Source organism: Variovorax sp. J22P240 (assembly GCF_030316855.1).
Taxonomy (GTDB): Bacteria; Pseudomonadota; Gammaproteobacteria; order Burkholderiales; family Burkholderiaceae_C; genus Variovorax.
Genome location: NZ_JASZYR010000007.1, coordinates 37,034 through 57,549, shown reverse-complemented (window position 1 = coordinate 57,549; position 20,516 = coordinate 37,034). Strand labels below are relative to the sequence as shown.

The 20,516-nt window shown below is 63.4% G+C and carries 17 protein-coding genes and 2 pseudogenes; 6 read left to right on the top strand and 13 right to left on the bottom strand.

Features of this window, described 5'->3' with window-relative positions; all coding sequences use genetic code 11:
* Positions 1 to 19 precede the first annotated feature (19 nt).
* Positions 20 to 1,654 carry an AMP-binding protein gene (locus tag QTI24_RS18500; RefSeq protein WP_286602414.1) on the bottom strand — a complete coding sequence of 545 codons (1,635 nt, stop codon included), beginning with the start codon at positions 1,652 to 1,654 and terminating at the stop codon, positions 20 to 22.
* Positions 1,655 to 1,934: 280 nt separating this feature from the next.
* Between QTI24_RS18500 and QTI24_RS18495 the strand changes: the two genes are divergently transcribed.
* Entirely contained in the window at positions 1,935 to 3,755 is a 1,821-nt protein-coding gene (locus tag QTI24_RS18495) for an acyl-CoA dehydrogenase (protein ID WP_286602413.1), read from the top strand.
* A gap of 180 nt (positions 3,756 to 3,935) precedes the next feature.
* Here QTI24_RS18495 and QTI24_RS18490 read toward each other — a convergent pair whose 3' ends face one another.
* The 4 genes and pseudogenes from QTI24_RS18490 to QTI24_RS18470 all read right to left on the bottom strand — a co-directional run bounded on the left by QTI24_RS18490 (position 3,936) and on the right by QTI24_RS18470 (position 7,648).
* Positions 3,936 to 4,493, bottom strand: a complete 558-nt coding sequence (locus QTI24_RS18490) for a dihydrofolate reductase family protein (protein WP_286602411.1) — start codon at positions 4,491 to 4,493, stop codon at positions 3,936 to 3,938.
* A gap of 735 nt (positions 4,494 to 5,228) precedes the next feature.
* Positions 5,229 to 5,660, bottom strand: a pseudogene (locus QTI24_RS18480) (IS110 family RNA-guided transposase); the annotation flags it as partial.
* 289 nt (positions 5,661 to 5,949) lie between these two features.
* On the bottom strand, positions 5,950 to 7,074 hold the full coding sequence (locus QTI24_RS18475; protein WP_286602404.1) for a sensor histidine kinase: 1,125 nt from the start codon (positions 7,072 to 7,074) through the stop codon (positions 5,950 to 5,952).
* A gap of 217 nt (positions 7,075 to 7,291) precedes the next feature.
* Positions 7,292 to 7,648, bottom strand: a complete 357-nt coding sequence (locus tag QTI24_RS18470; protein WP_286602402.1) for a hypothetical protein — start codon at positions 7,646 to 7,648, stop codon at positions 7,292 to 7,294.
* A gap of 123 nt (positions 7,649 to 7,771) precedes the next feature.
* Between QTI24_RS18470 and QTI24_RS18465 the strand changes: the two genes are divergently transcribed.
* A complete protein-coding gene (locus QTI24_RS18465; protein ID WP_286602400.1) occupies positions 7,772 to 8,098 on the top strand; it encodes a hypothetical protein in 327 nt (108 codons plus the stop codon).
* Positions 8,099 to 8,130: 32 nt separating this feature from the next.
* On the opposite strand, the pseudogene QTI24_RS18460 reads toward QTI24_RS18465, so the two are convergent.
* The 4 genes and pseudogenes from QTI24_RS18460 to QTI24_RS18445 all read right to left on the bottom strand — a co-directional run.
* Positions 8,131 to 8,315: pseudogene (locus QTI24_RS18460) on the bottom strand (transposase); the annotation flags it as partial.
* Positions 8,316 to 9,537: 1,222 nt separating this feature from the next.
* Positions 9,538 to 10,878, bottom strand: coding sequence for a metal-dependent hydrolase family protein (locus QTI24_RS18455; protein ID WP_286602397.1), 1,341 nt, complete (start codon positions 10,876 to 10,878; stop codon positions 9,538 to 9,540).
* 63 nt (positions 10,879 to 10,941) lie between these two features.
* Complete coding sequence (locus tag QTI24_RS18450; protein WP_286602395.1) at positions 10,942 to 11,724, bottom strand: alpha/beta fold hydrolase; 783 nt, start codon at positions 11,722 to 11,724, stop codon at positions 10,942 to 10,944.
* 11 nt (positions 11,725 to 11,735) lie between these two features.
* Complete coding sequence (locus QTI24_RS18445; protein WP_286602393.1) at positions 11,736 to 12,605, bottom strand: fumarylacetoacetate hydrolase family protein; 870 nt, start codon at positions 12,603 to 12,605, stop codon at positions 11,736 to 11,738.
* A 224-nt stretch (positions 12,606 to 12,829) separates the two neighbouring features.
* On the opposite strand from QTI24_RS18445, the gene QTI24_RS18440 reads away from it, so the two are divergent.
* Positions 12,830 to 13,687 carry a helix-turn-helix domain-containing protein gene (locus QTI24_RS18440; protein ID WP_286602391.1) on the top strand — a complete coding sequence of 286 codons (858 nt, stop codon included), beginning with the start codon at positions 12,830 to 12,832 and terminating at the stop codon, positions 13,685 to 13,687.
* Between the two features lie 259 nt (positions 13,688 to 13,946).
* A complete protein-coding gene (locus QTI24_RS18435) occupies positions 13,947 to 15,140 on the top strand; it encodes a Bug family tripartite tricarboxylate transporter substrate binding protein (protein WP_286602390.1) in 1,194 nt (397 codons plus the stop codon).
* A 28-nt stretch (positions 15,141 to 15,168) separates the two neighbouring features.
* On the opposite strand, the gene QTI24_RS18430 is transcribed toward QTI24_RS18435, so the two are convergent.
* Entirely contained in the window at positions 15,169 to 16,689 is a 1,521-nt protein-coding gene (locus QTI24_RS18430; RefSeq protein WP_286602389.1) for an FAD-dependent monooxygenase, read from the bottom strand.
* 275 nt (positions 16,690 to 16,964) lie between these two features.
* On the opposite strand from QTI24_RS18430, the gene QTI24_RS18425 reads away from it, so the two are divergent.
* The gene (locus QTI24_RS18425) at positions 16,965 to 17,426 is read left to right on the top strand and encodes a GAF domain-containing protein (protein WP_286602388.1); all 462 of its coding nucleotides are present in this window, start codon (positions 16,965 to 16,967) and stop codon (positions 17,424 to 17,426) included.
* A 209-nt stretch (positions 17,427 to 17,635) separates the two neighbouring features.
* On the opposite strand, the gene QTI24_RS18420 is transcribed toward QTI24_RS18425, so the two are convergent.
* The gene (locus QTI24_RS18420) at positions 17,636 to 18,061 is read right to left on the bottom strand and encodes a DUF3597 domain-containing protein (protein WP_286602386.1); all 426 of its coding nucleotides are present in this window, start codon (positions 18,059 to 18,061) and stop codon (positions 17,636 to 17,638) included.
* A 450-nt stretch (positions 18,062 to 18,511) separates the two neighbouring features.
* On the opposite strand from QTI24_RS18420, the gene QTI24_RS18415 reads away from it, so the two are divergent.
* A complete protein-coding gene (locus tag QTI24_RS18415; RefSeq protein WP_286602385.1) occupies positions 18,512 to 18,808 on the top strand; it encodes a hypothetical protein in 297 nt (98 codons plus the stop codon).
* Between the two features lie 475 nt (positions 18,809 to 19,283).
* Here QTI24_RS18415 and QTI24_RS18410 read toward each other — a convergent pair whose 3' ends face one another.
* Both QTI24_RS18410 and QTI24_RS18405 read right to left on the bottom strand, forming a co-directional pair.
* Positions 19,284 to 19,778, bottom strand: coding sequence for a DUF421 domain-containing protein (locus QTI24_RS18410; protein WP_503011278.1), 495 nt, complete (start codon positions 19,776 to 19,778; stop codon positions 19,284 to 19,286).
* Positions 19,775 to 20,485, bottom strand: coding sequence for a glycosyltransferase family 2 protein (locus QTI24_RS18405; protein ID WP_286602382.1), 711 nt, complete (start codon positions 20,483 to 20,485; stop codon positions 19,775 to 19,777). The genes QTI24_RS18410 and QTI24_RS18405 overlap by 4 nt, the downstream gene beginning before the upstream one ends.
* Positions 20,486 to 20,516 lie beyond the last annotated feature (31 nt).

Sequence of the window (20,516 nt, the reverse complement as noted above, 5' to 3'; positions counted from 1 at the left end):
GGGGGGTGGCCCAGGTTCCTCAACCGAAGTTCCGCAGCTCGCGCCTGAGGATCTTGCCCACCGTGGACTTGGGAAGGGCTTCGACGATGGAAACGGACTTGGGCACCTTGTAGCCCGTCAGGGATTCTCTGCAGTGGTCGATGACGGCCTGCTCGGTCGGCCCGGCACCGGGTGCCTTCACCACGAACAGACGCAGCGCCTCGCCGGTCTTCTCGTCGGGTACGCCCACGCAGGCGCACTCGGCGACGCCAGGGCACGCAGTCGCCACAGCTTCGATCTCATTCGGGTAGACGTTGAATCCCGAGACGATGATCATGTCCTTGATGCGGTCCACGATCTTGAGGAATCCGCGCGCGTCGAACACGCCGACATCGCCGGTGCGGAAGTAGCCATCCGGCGTGAAGGCTGCGTCGTTGGCTTCGGGCTTCTGCCAATAGCCGCTCATGACCTGCGGACCCTTGGCGCAGATCTCTCCGGAATGGCCGAGGGGCACCTCGCTGCCCTTGTCGTCGATGAGCTTGATGTCGGTCGATGGCAGCGGCAGCCCCGTCGTGCCGGTGAACTCGGCGACGAATGGAGGATTGATGGACAGGATCGGGCTGGTTTCCGACAGCCCGTAACCCTCCAGGATGAAGCATCCGGTGACTTCCTTCCAGCGCTCGGACGTGGCGCCGACCACGGCGGCTCCTCCGCCGACTGACAGGCGCAGCTGCGAGAAATCCACCTCCTTGAGGCGCGGATGCGCGGCCAGGCCGGCATAGAGCGTGTTGACGCCGGTGAAGACCGTCGGACGCGACTGCTTGAAGGTGTCGATCAATCCGTCCATGTCACGCGGATTCGCCACCAGCCAGTTCTGCGCCCCGATCGAGAAGTAGCTGATCAGGTTCACCATCAACGCGAAGATGTGATACAGCGGCAAGGCCGTCACCACCACCTCCTCGCCGGGCCGGATGGTCTCCCGCATGAAGGCCTTGTATTGCTCGGTGTTGGCCACCAGGTTGCGATGCGAGAGACACGCACCCTTGGACACGCCGGTGGTGCCACCGGTGTACTGCAGGAACAGGAGATCGTCGCCGGTCAACGGCGGGGCGCGGTAGTCCGTGGGCTTATCTTCGGCCAGGATGTCCGCCAGGGCCAGGGTGCGGGTCAGGCGCGCATCGGCCGCAGGCCCCGGAACCGCCACCGCCAGTGCGTCGCCCGGACTCACCGTGATGACCTGGGTGACGGCCGTTTGCGCGATCACTTCGGCCAGTGTCGAAGTGGACCCGTTGAACACGACGACGGTCTTCACGCCCGCATCGTTGAGCTGATGGGCGAGCTCCCGGGGCGTGTACAGCGGGTTCACATTGACCTGCACCGCACCCACGCGGGCAATCCCCATGAACACCACCGGGAAGGCCGCCAGATTGGGCATCATGACCGCGATGCGATCGCCCTTGGACGCGCCGAGTTCACGCTGCAGAAAGCTGGCGAAGCGTGCCGACAGCCGGTCGACGTCACCGTAGCTCAGTCCTTGTCCGAACGAGTGGAACGCCGTCTTGTCGGCATATCGGTCCATGGCCTCTTCCAGCAACGCAACGATCGAGCTGTAGGCGTCGGGGTTGATCTGCGGCGGTACTTCGCCGTACGCGTGAAGCCAGGGTCGTTGGGTCATCTGTCTTGTCTCCGTCAATGTCATCGGGGGAAGTTGGGATGCAGGCGGGCGCCTGCGGCCTCGGGGCGGAAGCGAGCGCCACGACGAAGCAATCCTCGCGCAGGCGCCCTCGACGCGCTTCCCAATTGGCGACATCGACTTCGCTTTTGGCGCCACGACAGAAAAGGGCACGGCATGAAATGCGAAGGACCTGGCGCCGATTGCAAAGCACCCTCGCGCCCGCACTCCTACAGTCGAGTGAGGCCACCACGGCCATACGCACTGATTCAAGGAGACTTCGTTGAGCTATCAAGCCCCTCTCAAGGACATGCTGTTCTGCATGACCGAACTCGCCGGCCTCGCCCAGGTCGCGACACTGCCCGGCTTCGAGGAAGCAGGCATCGACACCGCGCAAGCGGTGCTGGAAGAATGCGCCCGCTTCAACGAAGGCGTCATCGCACCACTGAATCACGAGGGCGACAGGAACCCGTCAACATGGAAGGACGGCGCCGTAGCGACCACGCCCGGCTTCCCGGACGCCTACCGCCAATACGCCGAGGGCGGCTGGCAAGGGCTCCAGCATCCCGGCGTCTACGGCGGCCAGGACCTGCCGAAGACGATCGGGGCCGCGTGCATCGAAATCAACAACAGCGCCAATCTCAGTTTCGCGCTATGCCCGTTGCTGACCGACGGCGCGATCGAGGCGCTGCTGACCGCCGGCTCCGATGAGCTGAAACAGACCTACCTGCCTGCGATGATCGAAGGCCGCTGGACCGGCACCATGAACCTGACCGAGCCGCAAGCTGGCAGCGATCTGGCCCTGGTGCGCAGCCGCGCCGAACCGCAGCCCGACGGCAGCTACAAGGTGTTCGGCACCAAGATCTTCATCACCTACGGCGAGCACGACATGGCGGAGAACATCGTGCACCTCGTGCTGGCGCGCGTCAGCGGTGCGCCCGAGGGCGTGAAGGGCATCAGCCTGTTCGTGGTGCCGAAGTTCCTCGTCAACAAGGACGGTTCGCTGGGCGAGCGCAACGACGTCGAGTGCGTCAGCATCGAGCACAAGCTCGGCATCAAGGCCAGTCCGACGGCCGTGCTGCAGTTCGGCGACGGCACGGCGGCGAGCATTGCGGACAGCGCCGGACCCGGCGCAGTGGGCTACCTGGTCGGCGAGGAGAACCACGGCCTCGAATACATGTTCATCATGATGAACGCCGCACGCTATGCCGTGGGCGTGCAAGGCATTGCGGTGGCCGAGCGTGCGTACCAGAAGGCCGCTGCATACGCCAAGGATCGGGTGCAGGGTCGACCGGTGGACGGCTCGCTGCCCGGCGCTGCAGCCATCATCCACCACCCCGACGTGCGTCGGATGCTGTTGACGATGCGCGCGCTGACCGAGGGATGCCGCGCAATGGCTCTCACCGCTGCGGCGGCCTACGACACTGCGCACGCGCATCCTGACGGCGAAACACGCCAAGGCGCCCGGGCCTTCTACGAATTCATGGTGCCGCTGGTCAAGGGCTACGGCACGGAGATGAGCCTGGAGGTGACGTCGCTGGGGGTCCAGGTGCACGGCGGCATGGGGTTCATCGAGGAGACAGGTGCGGCGCAGTACTACCGTGACGCCAAGATCCTGACGATCTACGAAGGCACCACGGCGATCCAGGCCAACGACCTCGTCGGCCGCAAGACCGTGCGCGACGGGGGCGCCGTCGCGAAGGTGATCGTCAGCGAGATCGAGGCCACCGAAGCAACGCTGCGACAGAGCGACAGCGCGGCTGCGCATTCGGTGGCCGGCCGCCTAGCCTTGGCCCGGAAGGCCTTCCTCGACGTGGTCGAGTTCATCGTCGCCCGCGGCAGGACCGACCCCAACGCCGTGTACGCCGGGTCGGTGCCCTACCTGATGCTCGCCGGCAACCTGATGGCGGGCTGGCAACTCGGCCGCGCACTGCTGGCGGCCCAGTCCCGGCGCGACGCCGGAGACGACGTCGAGTTCATGCGCCAGAAGATCGCTGTCGCACACTTCTACGCCGAGCATCTGCTGACGCGAGTGCCGGGGTTGCGCGACAGCATCGTCGAGGGAGCGATTTCGGCAAACGCGCTGGGGTCGGACGCGTTCTGATGATCGTTCGCACGCGATTTAGTCCTGACTATCCGTTTCCACCCGCGATCTGTCCGCCGTTGCCGAGTTCGGATTTCCTCGTCGATGTCGGCCCAGGCAACGCCGCGCTCACCGGCGGGCCGAGCAATGCGAGGCCCGGCCAAGTGCAGCGCGTTGTTAGCGACATGACCCACCTCCGAGTCAGCGCGCGCGCCGGTAGTGCATGGCGACCGCGCCGCAGCGGAGCGCCTTCGCCGAGATCAACTCGAGCCGTCGAGTGCTGGGCAGCCCGCTCTCGTACAGGGTCGGGCCGTGGCCGGCAATCCTGGGGTGGACGAGTAACTTGTACTCGTCGATCAGATCCAGCCGGTCCAACTCGGTCGCGAGCTTGCCACTACCGAGGAGCACGCCGTCCGGGGTCGCGTCCTTGAGCTTCTGTACGCCCGTGCGCAGGTCGCCGGCGATGTGGTGGCTGTTGGTCCACGGGAAGTCCTTTCGCGTCGAGGACACCACGTACTTCGGCTTGGCCTCCAGCTTGACCGCCCACTCGCGCATCGCGGGCGGTGCCTCCGCGTCGCCGCGGGCGACCGCTGGCCAGTAGCTCTCCATCATCTCGTAGGTGACGCGGCCCCACAGCATCGCCCCGCCCTCGTCCATGAGGCGGGTGAAGAAGGCGTGCGTCTCGTCGTCGGCGATTCCTTCCTGGTGGTCGACGCAGCCGTCCAGGGTGACGTTGATACTGAAGGTCAAGAGACCCATGGTGTCCTCCGATCGAGATACGCGACGAGCCGCTCGCCGCCTGGCTCCAAGGGCACGAGCCCAATTCGCGAGGTGCTCACCCTGTGTCGCCTAACTACCAGTTTATCCAGCACGTCGTGCCGCATAACTCCGCCGACTGTTGCTTAACCAAGTCGGCGCAATTCACGATAAGGCCTTGTGCGGCAAAGAAAATCCGCCCGGCAGGCCGGACCTCAGCGCCATTAAATTGATGCAGAAAGCGGCGTCTATCGGGGCGACTCTGCCAGCAGCTCGAATCCGGCGCAACGATAGATACTCCCGGACAGCTACGTCGCAACCGCCTTGCTGGCTGCCGATACCCGGCCGCTCGCGGGCGACGGCTCCTGGCCCGAGACCCGACGTTTGGCGCAGGCGTGCTGACCGGCAGCAACCGCTTCTATGAGCGCTGGAATGTCAAGGCCCTTCACGGCGGCCGATTGTCAAAACTGAGCGATCGAAGGTCGGGAACCGATGGAAGTCCGAGTGCGTGCCCGGACGAGCTTCTATCCGTGCGGGTCCGTGAACCCGGCACCTCATGCTGCATGCGCGCCAGGCGCGCTGGCAGGTTCCCGCTTGGCGAGGCGCCCCATCTGCAGAACCGGTCACGACAGAGACGTGACCCTGCGTTCGCACGGGCGCTTCGAACTTCGATCATGATGTTCTTTTAGGCTCAATACGTGATGCGACGCCAGGGCATCAAGCTTGGACGACCTTCAGTTGCTGAATCAGCCGTTCGAGTTCACGATGCTCCCGGCGCTCGTCCTCGTCGCCCTTGCTGGGCTCGCGCAACACCGACCATACCCGCTCCCCGCGGTGGTGGCGCACCAGCATCGTCTACAGCTTGTCGGCGTCGAGTCGATCGGTCTTGGCGCGTCGGGCTCGCCGGTTGACCTCGATACTCGCGGCGTCAACCACGATGTTGTCTACACCCAGTTGGCCAAGCCAGCGATGCAGCCACCAGCCGTCGCGGCCGGCCTCGTAGCACGTGGGCACGTGAGCACATGCGGGCGTCTTGAATCGCATGCCGGCTCGCACGATGCAGTCGGTCACTGCAACCTGGTCGCCCGCAGCGATCCTGAATCGACTCACCGTAGTGCGACCGTCGCCGACACTCAGCTTGCACTGCTTGTCGCCGAGTTCAAAGCTCATGTACAGGCATCGGGCTTGGCCATCTCCTGGCGCCGTAGCGCTGTCCGAGTGGTAGTCATTTCCATGCTCCTTGAAAGAGAACTGGAACTACTGTTCTACGCTTCCTCCAGCCCTCATAGCATCTGCCTAGGAGCCGCACGACGGCGGTTGTGGAGGACAGGATAGGGCTCAAAGCTGAAGTTCGCCTTGCTCCGGAGCAGGCACTCATCGGCCACACCGGAGCCTGATCGATCGCCCTGGTGCAAGTCAAACCTGTCGTTTTGAATGGAGCGATGGAGCGACCCAACTGCTATGGAAGCGTCCTGCGCGGAAGCTTGATGGTGAACACGCATCCCGTGCCAGGCACGTCCCGCACGGTCAAAAGACCCGCATCCGCCTCGACATTGCGCCGTGCGATGGAAAGACCAAGCCCCAACCCGCTCTTGTCGTCACCGACCTGCTTGAAGGGCCGAAAGATGTTCGCGGTAGCTCCTGGTGGAAGCCCTCCGCAGTTGTCCCTTACATCGACCAGAACATGATCCCCCTTGGCGTAAGCGCTCAGCGTCACTTCCGAGCCAGGGTGGGTGAATTTGAATGCGTTCTGGAGCAGGTTCACCAAAGCCGCTAAGAGAAGCTCCCGATCCCCAGAAATGCCCAACGTGTCGTCGACATCTAGGACCGTAAAAGTGCAATGCTTGGCGCTCGCGTCGAGCGAAGCGGCATTCTTGGCGTCCGCCACAAACGATGCGAGCGAAAAAGCCTCCGCGTGCGGCGTTGCAGCTGCGCCTCTGACCTGCGATAGCGACATGTCGAGCAAGGCGGCCAGAGAAGCCAGGCTCCTTTTCAAGACGGCGCCGGTCGCACCACCGATTGGAACTTTCCCCGATTCCAGTGCCGCAAACGCAAGCGTTGCGGTGTGCAGGTAATTTCGGAACTCGTGAACCAGCACGCCGAGACGCTCGTTCTCATCAGAGGACTGCTGCAAAGCGACGCTCGCGTCACGCCAGACGCCGAACTCGGTAACCGCATCGGCAATGGCGTTGTCGAGACAACGATTCAAGGTGCGGAATTCATCAACGGAGAATGGGGCATCGCGCTCGACCGCAAGGTCTGTAATGGCTTGGCAAAGGTCGCCGTAGTCGTGCACCACCTGGTCGACGGTATAGCCAAGCCCCAAAAGCTCCTTTCCATGCGCAGCGGCGCTCAGGCCCATTTCGGACAACGCGGAATCACCACCAGCGGCACCGGAGATCCTGAAGCTCTTGTCAATTTCGCCGTTCTCCTGCGCTTCCAGCGTTCTCATCAACTGATCCAGGAAGATCGGAACGCCGTTGGCAAGCTGCTCTGCTGTCGCTGCCCGCCTGGGTCGCTGCGCGACCTTCTCCTTGCACCGCGCAATCAACTCTTCACGGTTGTTGAATAGGAATCGATGCATGTGGTCCTCCTACGCTGGCTGCCCCGGTCCGAGCTGGGGCGCAAAACTAGTGTTCACGAAACCTGGCAGTCCACCACATTTCGCGGTGTTCGCTACCGAACGTAACACGGTCGGGGAGTCTCGGTAAGGGGCGGACGATCGATTTCCTCATCGTAAGACCCCTGGGAAGGAAGATAAGTTCTGCAGCTGGCGCTGCACGCGCTGCTCTTCGGCACCGCTATGCACGGAACCAAATCTTGAAAGTCACATACATCGCATAGCCAAGGCCGAGCACCATCCACGCAATGTAAAACACGTTGGCCCAGTACTCGCCGGCATGCGCCGCCAGGGTGTAAATCTGCATCTTGCAGCCCCTGCCCAAACAGGACACCTCACCCCAGAGCAGCGCGCGCAACAAGGCAAATAGGAGGCCGCACGCTACGACGGCGGAGACGAGGAATCCCACCGGACCCACAATTCCTTGGGTGAGTTCGCCGTTCTCGTCGCGATACCCCTTCCGGAGCAGGCTCTGCCCGAACTTGTACCAGGCAAATCCGAGCAAGAGCATCAGAGAGTAGTAGACGGCGGTACGCATTCGTCGAATTGAAGTGCTGTGAGGGAGAAAGTGCGTCGACATGATGGTATCGGGCAACGAGCGCCCGTTGGCAGCGGGAATAAGACCTCATCGCAGGCGCCAATCCGGCCCGCAGGAGACGGGTTGGAAGGTTCGGCCTTTGCCGGCCCAGTCATCGATCTGGACACGCCAGGCGCCATGGAATCGCTGCGGCGATCGAACGCCAATCACTTTGAGCGCATTCAAGGCGTTGTCGCGGGCTTGTCAAGTTCAAGCGCCGACTTCGCACCGGTTTGGCTGCGAACCTGGTACCGAGCGGACGACCTGGTAGTGGGTTCGATGACGCTGACAAGCTATCCGCCTCAACGAAAGCTGGCGCTGACGTTGGACGAAACGCGCTACCAGCCGACTTGGACCCTTCGCGACGCGAATCCGCAGGTGCTTAAGGTCCCATCGCTTGGAAGCCGCTGATGGGTGACGCCACCGGAGGTCTGGGCCTTCTAAAGGTAGAAGATTTCGAGCTCGTGCTTGTGCTCGCACAGCCACGCCTTCACGGGCTTGCTGTGGTGCACTCCAGGTTGTCCAGGATCAGATAGACCTCGCGGCCCGCGTCCTTGATGAGGCGGTGCAGGAAATCGATCAGGATGTCGAAGTTGAGCGCGCCGTCGAAGGCCTTCCAGCGCATGCGGCAGCAATGAGCACGGAGGCTCGGAAGATAGCGGCCTACTTGCGCATGAATGAGCAACATCGACTTGATTCGAGTCCATTCGAATACCGCCTGCCGTGAAAGCACGAACCGCTTTTCTAACTGCACGGTGCTTGCCCGATTGTCCACGGAGGGCAGTTTGGGTGCATGCACTTCAAGGCGGGCCTCAACCGGACTTCAGAGGTTGTCCGATGCGCGCCGCGAAGGTCGGCTTCGGAGCGAACTGGACCAGGTCAGCGAACGTCGGGTTGTGGCCAATTCTGTTGAAAAACTCGACTGGGCGACAAAGCTTGCCGACGCCCAAACGTCAGCCACAGAGCGCACGACTTGCATCGATGCTCATCAGAGCTGCGTTGAGGCACTCAGGCGAGTTTCGTGCTGCGGTGGGTCGCGCGGTAGGTCGAGCGCACCTTCGATGCCCCATACGTAGAAATCGAGTGGGTCGCCACGCCAAAATCGAGTTTTTCAACAGAATTGGCCGGGACTGCCTGTTCGCCAAACTCGCCAATAGCAGCCCTTGGCCAACAGCGCGAACATGCGAAGGTCAGCTACCGAGCGCGGCCGCGAAATGGTACTCGCGGCCATCAGCGGCCCTTCGCGGGGCGCGGCCGACCGTCCGCTTGCGACCGAAGCAAAGCGAAGTTCACGTCGGGCCATGGGCATTGCCGCGGCCGGCCTTCACATCCGCGCCGACGCAGTTGAACGCGTGGGTTGCGGAACTACCTGATGTGAAGTTGGTCGCTGAGATAAGCGACGCCGTCACTTGTGTGCGTCTCAATGACGCGGCGCAGCACAGACGAAGGTTCGAAAGCCTCATGGGCCTTTGCGACGCTGTCGAACCAGACGCAGATGAACCCGGTCGGGGGGGACGGCTCCGCCCACAGTCGCTCGCGACGAGCCGTCGAGACCGTCCAGTTCAACGCGATTTTGTCAGGCGAAAGCGGTGAGAGCTTGCGGCGTCGAAGTTTCTAAACGCCTCGGTCGTTGAGCGCTGCGCTTCGGCGGCCCGCCGCCACCGCCACCGCGCGGCGATCCGCTACGTAACTCCCCTGCGAGCCAAAGGGCGTCACGCCGTGGGCCGGCGAGCCGAGTTGTTACTCGAGGCTGATGTCTGCTTGCAACTGCAAAACCGACGTTTGGGGAGCGAGGTTGAAAGTCGCCGCTTGAGGGGGCGTTGCCGCCGCCCCGTTCGCTCGTCTCTCACTCAATGCATTTCAGCAAGCGCCTCCTTGACGCCTTCCTCACGAAGCGGGAAGTCGGCCCCTTCCAGATGCAGCGCAGCCTCCGCAGGCACGGGGGTCGCGCAATCCTTGTAGATCACGCCGTCCTTCATCACGAGCTGGATCTTCGCCGGATCGGTCAGGAGCGAAAGGTCCTCCAGCGGATCGCCATCCACCAGCACGATGTCCGCCAGGTAGCCCGCCTTCAACTGGCCCAGTTCGTCTGGGCGCAGCATGATCTGGCCGCCCAGCTTCGTCGCCGCCAGTAGTGCCTCCTTGGGCGTCATGCCGATGTAATCGACGAAGTATTGAAGGTCGTTGGCATTGGTGCCATGGGGCATCCACGCAAAACCATAGTCGCCCCCAGGCAGGATGCGGATGCCGCGCTTATGCATCTTGCGCAGCGATGCCGAGGCGATCTCCAGTTCGCGCTTGTAGCCCATCTGCGTCGCGACAGCCTCGGTGATGCCGTACTCGGCGGCGTGGAAGGTGGTGCGGATGAGCCAGCCGATGCCAGGTGCGACAAAGTGCTTGTCCTTGGCCGCCTCGAGCATGTCCAGAGCTTCCTCGTCCGCAAAACTCGCGTGATAGACCATCTCGATGCCGTGGCGGACGCACTGCTTGACCGATTCGCTCGACCGCGCGTGAGCGGCCATGCGCTTGCCGTAGCGCTTGGCTTCCTGCGAAAGCATTGCCACTTCTTCCTCCGAGAATGGCGACATCTCGGCCGGCAGGCCGGCGATGTACTCACCGGACAAGTTGATCTTGAGGTGGTCGACGCCGTACTTGATGAACTTACGCGCAGAGCGACGAATCTCCTCCGGCCCGCTGCATACGCTTCCGAAGCTCAATTCCTCGAAGTCCATGTGAGGCAGCGTGTTGTCACCCAATGCCCCGATCGTTGTGATCTCCTGGCTGCCGGCGAGGTAGCGCGGGCCCGGAAACTCGCCCGCCTCAACTGCGTTGCGAAGCACAACGTCCAAGCGCGGCTTGGCAGCAGCCGCGCCGATCGCGGACGTCCAGCCCATGTCAAGGTAGCGCTTGGCCACCCGTACGCACCAAAGAATGTGCTCTTCCGGCGGCATGAACTGAATAGCCGCCAGGCTGGGCTGGTCGTTCCACGAGAAATGCGTGTGGGCCTCGGTCATGCCGGGCATGAGAAAGCGGCCTTTGCCGTCGATGACGCGGGCGTCGTCGGTGCTCACGCGATTGGGCGCGCGGGCCACCTCGACGATGCGCTTGCCTTCGACGAGCACGTCGCCGGTGTAGGTGTCTCCGCCCGTGCCGTCGAAGATGCGGACGTTGGTGAATGCGATGCGGGTCATGGCTTGTCTCCTCCGGCCCGTGGTGCCGGAAATGGGTTGATGAAAGAAGCGGAGAAAAAGAGATCAGCGCAGCGATGCGTAGAACTGCTCAAATTCCTGCATGCAGCGTTGCGGCTTCTCGAAGGTCGTCCAGTGGCCGCAGCCATCGAAGACCACTTGCCGCGATCCGGTGATGCGCGCCGCCATGGCGGCCACGTTGGCGGGCGGAGCAACGCCGTCCTGGTCGCCTGTCACGAGCAGGGTCGGCACGCCGATGCGCTCGATCTCGGCCGACTGTGCCTTGGCCAGTGCCTCGCAGCTTTGCGCATAGCCTTCGGGCGATTGGCGCATCACGCTTTCGCGAACGAGTGCCAGTACGGCGGGTTGCTCGGCCTTCGTCTCCGGGCTGGTGGCGCCCTTGACGATGGCGTCGGCAATCTCCTGCATGGCCGCCGCACCGCCACGCGCGGCCGCCGCACGCGCCACGATGTTCGGCCGAGCCGCTTCGGGTGGTGCGACCAGCGGGCCGAACAGGGCCAGCGACTTGATCTTGCCGGGGTTGCGCACGGCGAGATGCTGCGCAACGACGGTGCCGAGTGAGTGCGCCAGCACGTGTACCGATTCGACGCCCAAGTCGGCGAGCAGGACTTCGAGTGAAGCGGTATAGCCTTCGATCGTCAGCGGCTCCGCGAGCAGCGGCGAACGTGCGCTTCCGGGGAGATCCGGGCGGATCACCTTGAAGTCCGACAAAGCAGCCAGCAATGGCGTCCAGGTGTTCGACGAACCGCCGAGTCCGTGAATGCACAGCAGCGCCTCGCCGTTGCCGTCGATCTCGACGGCCAGTCCGTTGATGATTTGAGTCGTCATCGCGTTGCGCTTCAGACGAACTTGTTCTCGATCGCACCCAGGCGATCAATCTCAACGCGCACTACGTCGCCCGCCTTCAGGTACCGCGGCGGCGACATGCCCATGCCCACCCCGGCCGGCGTTCCCGTGGCGATGACATCGCCCGGATACAGCGTGATGCCGCGCGAAATTGTCTCGATCAGCGTCGGGATGTCGAAGATCATGTTCTCGGTCGGGCCGTCCTGCCGCAGCTCGCCGTTGACCCAGCAGCGCACGCGCGTCTTCGTGCCGTCGAACTCGTCGGCCGTCACGATCCACGGGCCCATCGGGCAGAAGGTGTCGAAGGACTTGCCCATGTCCCACTGGCCGTGCCGAATCTGCACGTCGCGCGCCGTCACGTCGTTGAGGACCGTGTAGCCGAACACGTGGTCCATGGCCGCAGCGCGGGTGATGTTCTTGCCGCCCTTTCCGATGACGACGGCGAGTTCGGCTTCGTAGTCGATCTGTGTCGAGATCTCGCTGGGAACCAGCACGTCGTCGTGCGGGCCGACCACGCACTCGGGCACCTTGGTGAAGACGATGGGCCATTCGTCGGTCTTGGCGCCGCTATCCTTGAAGACGGAGGCCGAGAGTTCCTTGGCGTGAGCGTGGTAGTTGCGGCCGACACACCAAAGGTTGCGCCGGGGCTTGGGCAGCGGCGCGTCCAGCGCGACATCCGCCACCTTGACGGCTGCACCGATCGCGACTGGCGCCGCTCCGCCTTGGGCCATGGATTCGATGATGCTCAGGGCACCCACGGCCGCTTGCTGCGGCGTCAGGTCGAGCGGTTGGATGGTCAGGCCGTCGTCGGAAACAAGTCCCACGCGGCGGGTGCCGTCGGCGATGTAAGTTGCGATGCGCATTTCAGTTTGCTCCTGTGATTTCTCTCTGCAGTTTTGCGGTTCCGATCAAGGCACCGCGGGGATGGAGCAACTTTAAAAACGCAGCTCTTTTGGCGCTTATCGACGAATCCGACGACGTATCAGGGAGTCCGGTGCAGTGCTAGGTACTTACCCGGGTGGCCGTCAAATCAGGGCTCGGCAAGGCGAACAATTGCACCGTCAACCCACGTTGGAGGAGCTGAAAAATGGCGGAGGCGTACGCGCTGCACGAGGGAGCTTTTGGCACGGCGATCGTTCTCGAATCCCGAGCCAACCTGGTGTCGCACGCCCATTCTGAATCGCAACTGGCGATGTGGCTCGGCGGCAGTCGTGCAGTCGCCAACGTCGGCGCTGAGGTCGTGCCCTACGGCGAGAACGTCGCACTCGGCGTCAACGCCTTCGAGGCGCACGACATGGTGATGGAGGGCAGCGGCTCCTGCCTCTTCCTCGTCTTCATGATTTCCAAGCAGTGGCTGGACGCCCTGGGCAACGCAACGGGACGCAACTTCCGATTTCCCTCCCCGCGCGTTCCCATCAACTCCGCAATGCGCCGCTCGTGCTGGCGGGTGCTCGACCTGATCATCTCCGCCGACAAGTCGCGCCCGGCCATCGACGACGAAGTGGAGCGGCTTCTGGAGGCGGCCATTGCGGCTTCGACCACCGGCGGCGCCGAATCGCCTGCGAGTTCCGTGGGCGTGATGCTTGACCATCGTCTGCGCAGCGCCATTGCCCACATGCGTGAACACGTTTCCGAAATCACGACGATCGATGAGATCGCGGCGAAGGTCGGGTTGTCGCGCGCGCACTTCTTCGCTCTTTTTCGCGACCAACTCAACACGACGCCTCAGGTGTTCTGGAGCGGCGTGCGGGTCGAGGAAGCCATGCGCCGCGTTGCCGAAGGCGGCGCACTGACCGAGGTCGCCATGGATCTCGGTTTTTCAGCGCCAGGCAATTTTTCGCGCTTTTTCAAGGAGCACACTGGCGTTTCGCCGTCGATCTTCAAGCGGGCGGCGCGCGATCCGTCACCTGTGACCGTTACCGGCGTCCCCAGGGAGCAGTTCTAGGCTGGCGGCTTCGATGCAGTCAGGGCGCAATGCCAAGTCTTGCTTCGGTGCGAATCGGACCAACCGATGGGGCGGCTTTCGCCGGCATACCGGCCATGCGACAGTCGATGGCGAGCGGCAGCACCGGGCCCTGTGCCGTCCGTCGCCGCCCATCGACCTACGTTAGGTATGTCGTGCGAAGCTGCCTTTCGCCGCTGCGCCGGCAGCTCACCAACCCGGCGAGGAGCGGTCCTTCGAGGCGCGACGAAGGCAGGCGCCGATGAACAATGACCGTGCCGACTCACGGCTGGAGCCAGAAGCGGCGGTTGGTCCACCTGCTCTAGCACGGTCGGTGAACGGGTACCTGGCCACTCAATGTGGTCACCACAGAGCGGCCGTCACCAAGATCAGCAGCGCATCGCCGCCTTTAAATGCCGCATCACCGTTCCGTTCACTGTTACGCTCCGGAACTGGCAGGAAACTCGCTGTTCCATTGGGGATCTTGGTCATGAGATGGTTGGCGGGGCTCATTCTTCTGTTCTCTGCGCTCATCTGGCTTCCGGCCACCGGCCAAACCCTGCCGTTTCCCACTGCGCCGATCAATCTCGTGGTTCCGCTTGCCCCGGGTGACGCTGCGGACATCGCCGCGCGCACCTTGGGCGAAGAGATCTCGAGGCTTCTGCAGACGCCGGTGCTATCGATCAATCGTCCCGGCGCAGGGGGCGCTGTAGGTGCCCACAGCGTGGTCCAAGCCAAGAAAGACGGGTACACGATTCTGTTTGCGCAAAACAGCGCGCTGACCTTTCGTGCCGTTCTCGACCCGCAGTCGGTCACCTACGACGCGCTTCGGGATCTGGTGCCGCTCGGTACCGCCTCACGCACGCCAACGCTCCTGGTCGTGCGCAGTGATTCACCGCATAGGAGCTTCGCGGACCTGATCGAATACTCGAAGAACAGACCGGGCCGGGTGCGCATTGGTCACCCCGGCTCGGGCTCCGTCGGTGATTTCTGCGTGCAGTTGATCAACACGCTCACGGGTGCGGAACTCGTGGGGATTCCGTATGCCGGCGCCGCGCCGGCCATCGTTGCATTGCACGGAGAACACATCGAAGGTGTCGTGCTGGCGCTGGGTGCGCTGAGCGCTCACATCAAGTCAGGGGCGTTCCGGGGCCTTGTCGCTTCGGGCAGATCTCCCGAGTTCGTCAACATCCCCACGATGCGCGAGCTCGGCTATCAAGAGGAACTGTTCGGCATCTGGTTCAGCTTTCTCGCGCCTGCAGGGATCCCCGAAGACGCGAGGAAGGCCCTCGTTGGCGCGATCGAGCTGGCGGTGAACGCTCCCGCAGTCACGGCAAGGCTGGCACCGCTCGGCATCTTGCAGAGCTATGCCACACCCGAGCAGACTACTGCCGAGATCCGCGCGGAGTTCAAGCGAGTGGGGGACATGGCCCGGAAGTCCGGTTCGATCAGATGAGGTGGGTCCTGCAGGCGCCGAAGGAGACCTATTGCAGCGCTGCCGCGGCGGTGTGCGCATCCGGCACCACGTCGTAGGTATAGAGGCGCTTGCGGAATTCGGCGTGCGCGGCGAGCGCCGCGTCACGGGCACTGAGATCGATGTCGGTAGAGTCGAGACGCAGTCCATTCTGTCGGGCACCAAGCTGAATCTCCGCCACGCGCTTGCGACGCAACCGCTCGTAGGCAAGCAGCGACGTCCCTACTCCTGATGTGTCCGCCCGGGCCAGAATCGTGGCAAGCGCCATGCCGTCCTCGATTGCCTGGTTGGCTCCCTGACCCAGATGCGGAAGCATCGGATGTGCCGCGTCGCCGAGCAGCGTCAACCGACCCTTGGTCCAGGTCAGTAACGGCTCGCGGTCGTAGAGTGCCCAGCGAAATGTCTCGTCGACCTGCTGAAGGACACTGGCGATGCGGGGATCCCAGCCTTCGAACTCGCGGACCAGCACCGCTGGATCGCCGGGTGCGGACCAGGATTCCTTCATTTCCTCATCGGTCGGCACAAACCCGACGTAGTTGACCATCGTTCCGTGACGAACAGGGAAGACCAGGAAATGCCTGGACGGTCCGGCCCACATTTGCCAGCGGTCCATCGGCCAGTTCGGCAGGCGCTCCCGGGCAATGAGACCTCGATAACAAATGGTGCCGTGAAAGACCGGCTTGGAGAGCGGAAAGACGTAGGAACGCAGTTCGGAATGTATTCCGTCGGCAGCAACCACAACGTCGGCCTCGGCCATGGCGCCGTTGCCAAATTTGACGCGGGCTAGGTCGTCGGTCTGCTCGAAGGAGATGGCACGATGGTTGGTATGGACGATCCCGGCGGGCAGGTGGGCAGCGAGGAAATCGACAAAGTCGGCGCGGTGCATGCCAAAGGTCGCGTTCCAACCGGAGGCATCCGACACCTGCACCGGGGCGATCGGGGTACCGTCGTGGCGAAAGTAGTAGGAGCCGGGACCCACTCGCGCACCCCATCTCTCGACGGCGGGCCCGAGGCCCACACGCTCCAAGTGGCGCACAGCATTCGGTGTCACAAACACACCAGCGCCGATCTCGCCCAGTGCGGACGCCTGTTCATAAACCGAAACACGCAGCCCCTGTCGGATCAGCGCATTGGCGGCAAACAAGCCGCCAATGCCGCCTCCGACGATCAGCACGTTTGGTCGAGATGCCATTTCAACCGATCGATCATCATTCAACAGGGCATTGTGAGAGCGCGACCTGCGGCGGGCAACGGCAATTGACGAGGAGCTGCTTCTCGCTATGCCGGGCGAACGCGCCTGAGGCATCTGGAAGATCGCGAATGGTCTCTCTGATCGGACTCCCTTGACTGTGGGGCTCGGACGACCACCCAGTTGTTTGGATAGCGGCCACTCGATTGCCTTCGACATCGGCATCTCGCCGGCCGCGTGAGCGTCGGCGATAGCAATCCCCACAGCGGCCGCGCGCGGACCAATGATGGCGCCTTGCCGGTCCTGGAGGACGAAAGCAAGGTCAGGGGCCTGCTGTCCCATCAGTTCGAGCCAAATCACCAGGGGCGGTGAGCCACCGTGTTTGCTTGAGGCGGCAGCGCGGGGACCGCGGGACGTGTTCCTGGTTGCTCATCGCCTCATTGTCCCCAAGGGCTGCCGAGTTTCCAAGGCACGGTGACCGGGATCGCGTCACCCAAAACGTGGGGCCTTCGAAAAGCTGAAGCGGGAAGTGAAGCGGGATGACGGATACAACAAGTGACCGTGGGTAAATCTCGTAATGCCCGCGCCACCCGGCACCTGGGTTGCTAGCATGCGCCATGACCAGCATTCGAACTCTGGATGCGATGTCAGCGGTATTGGCAACAAGCGGACCTGCTGCGGCCTTGGCGTACCTCAACGAGGGCGTCCCCCACCGCTTCACGGCCGTTTATCGATTTGCAGGGCCGCTCCTTCACAACGTTTTCCTTCACGACAAGGCCGGTCGGATGCGGCCCGACTTCTTGGCCGTGGTTCCGTTCAGTCGCAGTTTCTGCCAGTTCGTGGTGAAGGATCGTGCGTTTCGTACCGACAATTCCGTCGCCGACCCTCGCCTCTTCGGGCACGCGTTGCGGGGAATCGTTATCTCCTATCACAGCGTGCCGGTGCTCGATCATGTGTCGGGAGAACTCTGGGGCACGCTTTCCCATTTCGACATGCGGCACCTGCACCTGCCTGATGAAGAATTCGAACTTTTGCAAGGTACGGCTTCGCTGCTTCCCCGACATCTGGCCGACATCTGATCGGGGCAGCTTCCAAGCCTTCTTCCATCGCTCGCTGAAGCCTTTGGTGCACGCAACACGTAGTTCGCCCTCATACCGGTGGCGCAGCCTCGTTTTTCACCGGACCTCATGATTGCGAGAGCTTGCGCCTTGCGGGTGCCAAGCCCTCTAGGCGGTGCAGTTGCGTGGTACGGCTGCCCGACGGGATGGGATGCTGGACGGCGCCGCCTTCAGTCCTTGAGGTCTGCGGGCACCTTGCCCCCGTTGGCTGCAACCTTCGTCATCACCTGCCGGTGGAGCCACACGTTCATAGCGGCCGAATCGTTCACGTCGCCGGCAAAGTGAAGTTCCTGCGCGAGTTCTTTCCTGGCGGCGAGGGAGCTGTCGAGGCCAAGCAACTTCATCAGGTCCACGATCGACGTTTTCCAGTTGAGCTTTTCACTCGACTTCGCAGCCAAGCCGTCCAGCATCCCTTCGACGTCGACTTCACTCATCGCGACGGGCGCTGCGGGAGACGTGGGTGTGTTGCCGGCAGGCGCGGTTGCGCTCGCTCCTGGGGACGTTGGCGCCGTTGACGCTGCGGAGCCTGATGCCGGGGCGTTTGCCGCGTGCGAGGACGGGAAGATCTTGCCGAGGATGTTGCTGAGGATGCCCATGAGTTTTCTCCTGAAAGAAGCGACAGTGCACCCTGTTGCCGTTCCCTGGTGTGGGACTTCGCCGCCATGACGGGGGTAAGATCTCCAGGGCCCTTGAGATCCGCGGCTTTCCTCGTCGGTGCATGCGACGCACCTGCTCCACACGCGCCTGAACCTGGCAGCAGCGTCCCCGCCCGCTGTCTAGCCTCCCGTTTCGGTTGCCAGATACGTCCCGCCATCCACCTCGCCGGCTTCTGCCGGGATGCTGGTCGGGCAACGCCAAGCTGCCTACCGTCACACGCCCGTCTCGAACGCAGACGATGAACCCACTTCTCCTTTTCAACCGATTCGTTCAAGCCGGTGCCGATCAGGTACGGAACGGCTTGGCGCGCCCGCGCATTGAAACCTTGGCTCGAGCTCTCCAACACGCCGAGCCGCTACCTACCGACCGACGTCAAATTGAACGGGAGCGTGGCCTCGCCTGACGGCCGACAGTTCCTGACGATCCAACTCGTGGCGGGCCGGCTCTGGTGCATCGACACGCAGACCCGCGCCGTGACCGAAGTGCGCATGGAAAGCGGAGACCTCAAGAATGGAGATGGCCTGGTGCTCACAGGTGCCGGCGAACTCAACATCGTGCACAACGCAGCCAACGACGTCGCAAGGGTGCGACTCGCTCCGGGGTGGCCCGCGGGGCCGGATCGAAAGACGCCTCACCGACCCGCGCCTGCACCCATCCGAGCACAGCGGCGGTCCCGGGCGGATTGATGGCTGTGAACAGCCAGCTCGGCAAGAAGAAGGCCCCGCCGCCTCCGCTCCCTTTCGATGTGGTCAGCGTCGCACCCGCACCCTGACGCCCCCGCCATGGAGGCGCGCAGGTCCAACCACGTTCGACGTCCAAGGAAGTGCCTGTTCGTTGGGCATCGCAATGAAATCCAAGCCGCATGCGGCTTCGGCGCGATTCGCACCGTGTTATCCACAGGGTCATTCACCGACTCCGGGGACAAGAGCGCTCTGACTTTCCCACGACGAGCGAGTTGAAAGCGACCCACTCTGCCTGCTGCGCCACGCCCTCGGCGTTGTACGGCGTTTCCCCGGTTCTCCACAGCCCGCTCGACGCGGCCTCAGCCCGTGGCGCGCGTCCCCCGATCGGATCCATCGGCATGGGGTGGTGACCCGATCGCGCCATGGATCGGACGCGGGTCGTTGTGGGGCGTCGTCCTCTCGCGGCGAGGTCGGCCGGCTATCGGCCGAATCGATCAACCTTGAAAACACTCAACTTGCCGTCGCCCTCCAAGCGTGCGATGCGAACTTCCGATAGCGCCTCCACGCCGGCTTCGCGCAGCTTGCCCTCGAGCTCTTCCATGGTGATCATCTCCCGCTTCATGGCCTTGCGCACGACGCGTCCATGCCGCACCAGGACCTCCGGCTGGGGCTCGAGAAACCTGGCCACGGCCGCGAATCGATAACTCAACCAGTCAAGCACGAAGTTCCATGCGACAAGGGTGGCCAGCAAGACAAGTCCATCGTTGATCGACTTGTACTCGCCCTGCATCGCGTTGCTGGCGGCATCGGCCACGAGCACGACGAAAAGCAGGTCTGCCACCCCCATCGAGCCGACGTCACGGCGCAGCACAAAGCGAAAGACCAGCAGCAGGAACCAATACACCACGGTGCCCCGGACAACCATGTGCCAGACAGGAAACTCGCGCGCGAAGAGTTCGGCCATCTCCCTCACGATGCTGTTCCGAGTGATGGCAGATGCGGGGTACCGGCCGCGAGCCGCTGCGCGACCGCAGTGAGCAAGGCATCCGCGAATCCGCCCGGCGCTCTCGCGACCCGTCTCGCGCTCGTGATTACACGGGGTCGGCAGCTCCAGGCGATGCGGGCCCCGCAGGCCTCGAGGGCGCTCACCAGTTCGACGTCCTCGCTGCATGAGAGGTGGCGAAAGCCGCCCGCGCGACGGTAGGCTGCTGCCGAAACACCAAGGTTGGCGCCATGGACATGACGATGTGCATCGCAGTCGAAATAGGTTTGCGCGAAGTGCGAACGCAAGAGGTCGGCATGTACGCCATGGGGAGACCAGTCCTGGACGTCAACGGTACCGCACACGGCGTCTGCCTGCAACGCGAGCTGTTCGGCGAGCCATCCCGGCGAAACCAGGGTGTCGGCGTCCGTGAACGCCAGCCATCTGGCGCCTCTTGCGAGCAGGTGCTCAGCGCCGGCCGCGCGCGCTGCGCCCACGTTGCGTGCATGAAGGGTCAACACCGTGGCGCCAGCCTGCGCCGCCAGCACGGCCGTGCCGTCGGTGCAGGAGTCCGTCACAACCACCAGCTCGACGGGCTCGGCGTCGAGCAGATTGTGTCCCGCTGCCCGAGAAATGCAGCGAATGCATTGCACGATGACGTCTTGTTCATTGTGCGCAGGAACGACGACGCCGATCATGGGCTTGAATGGATAGGGTATTGAACGAGGC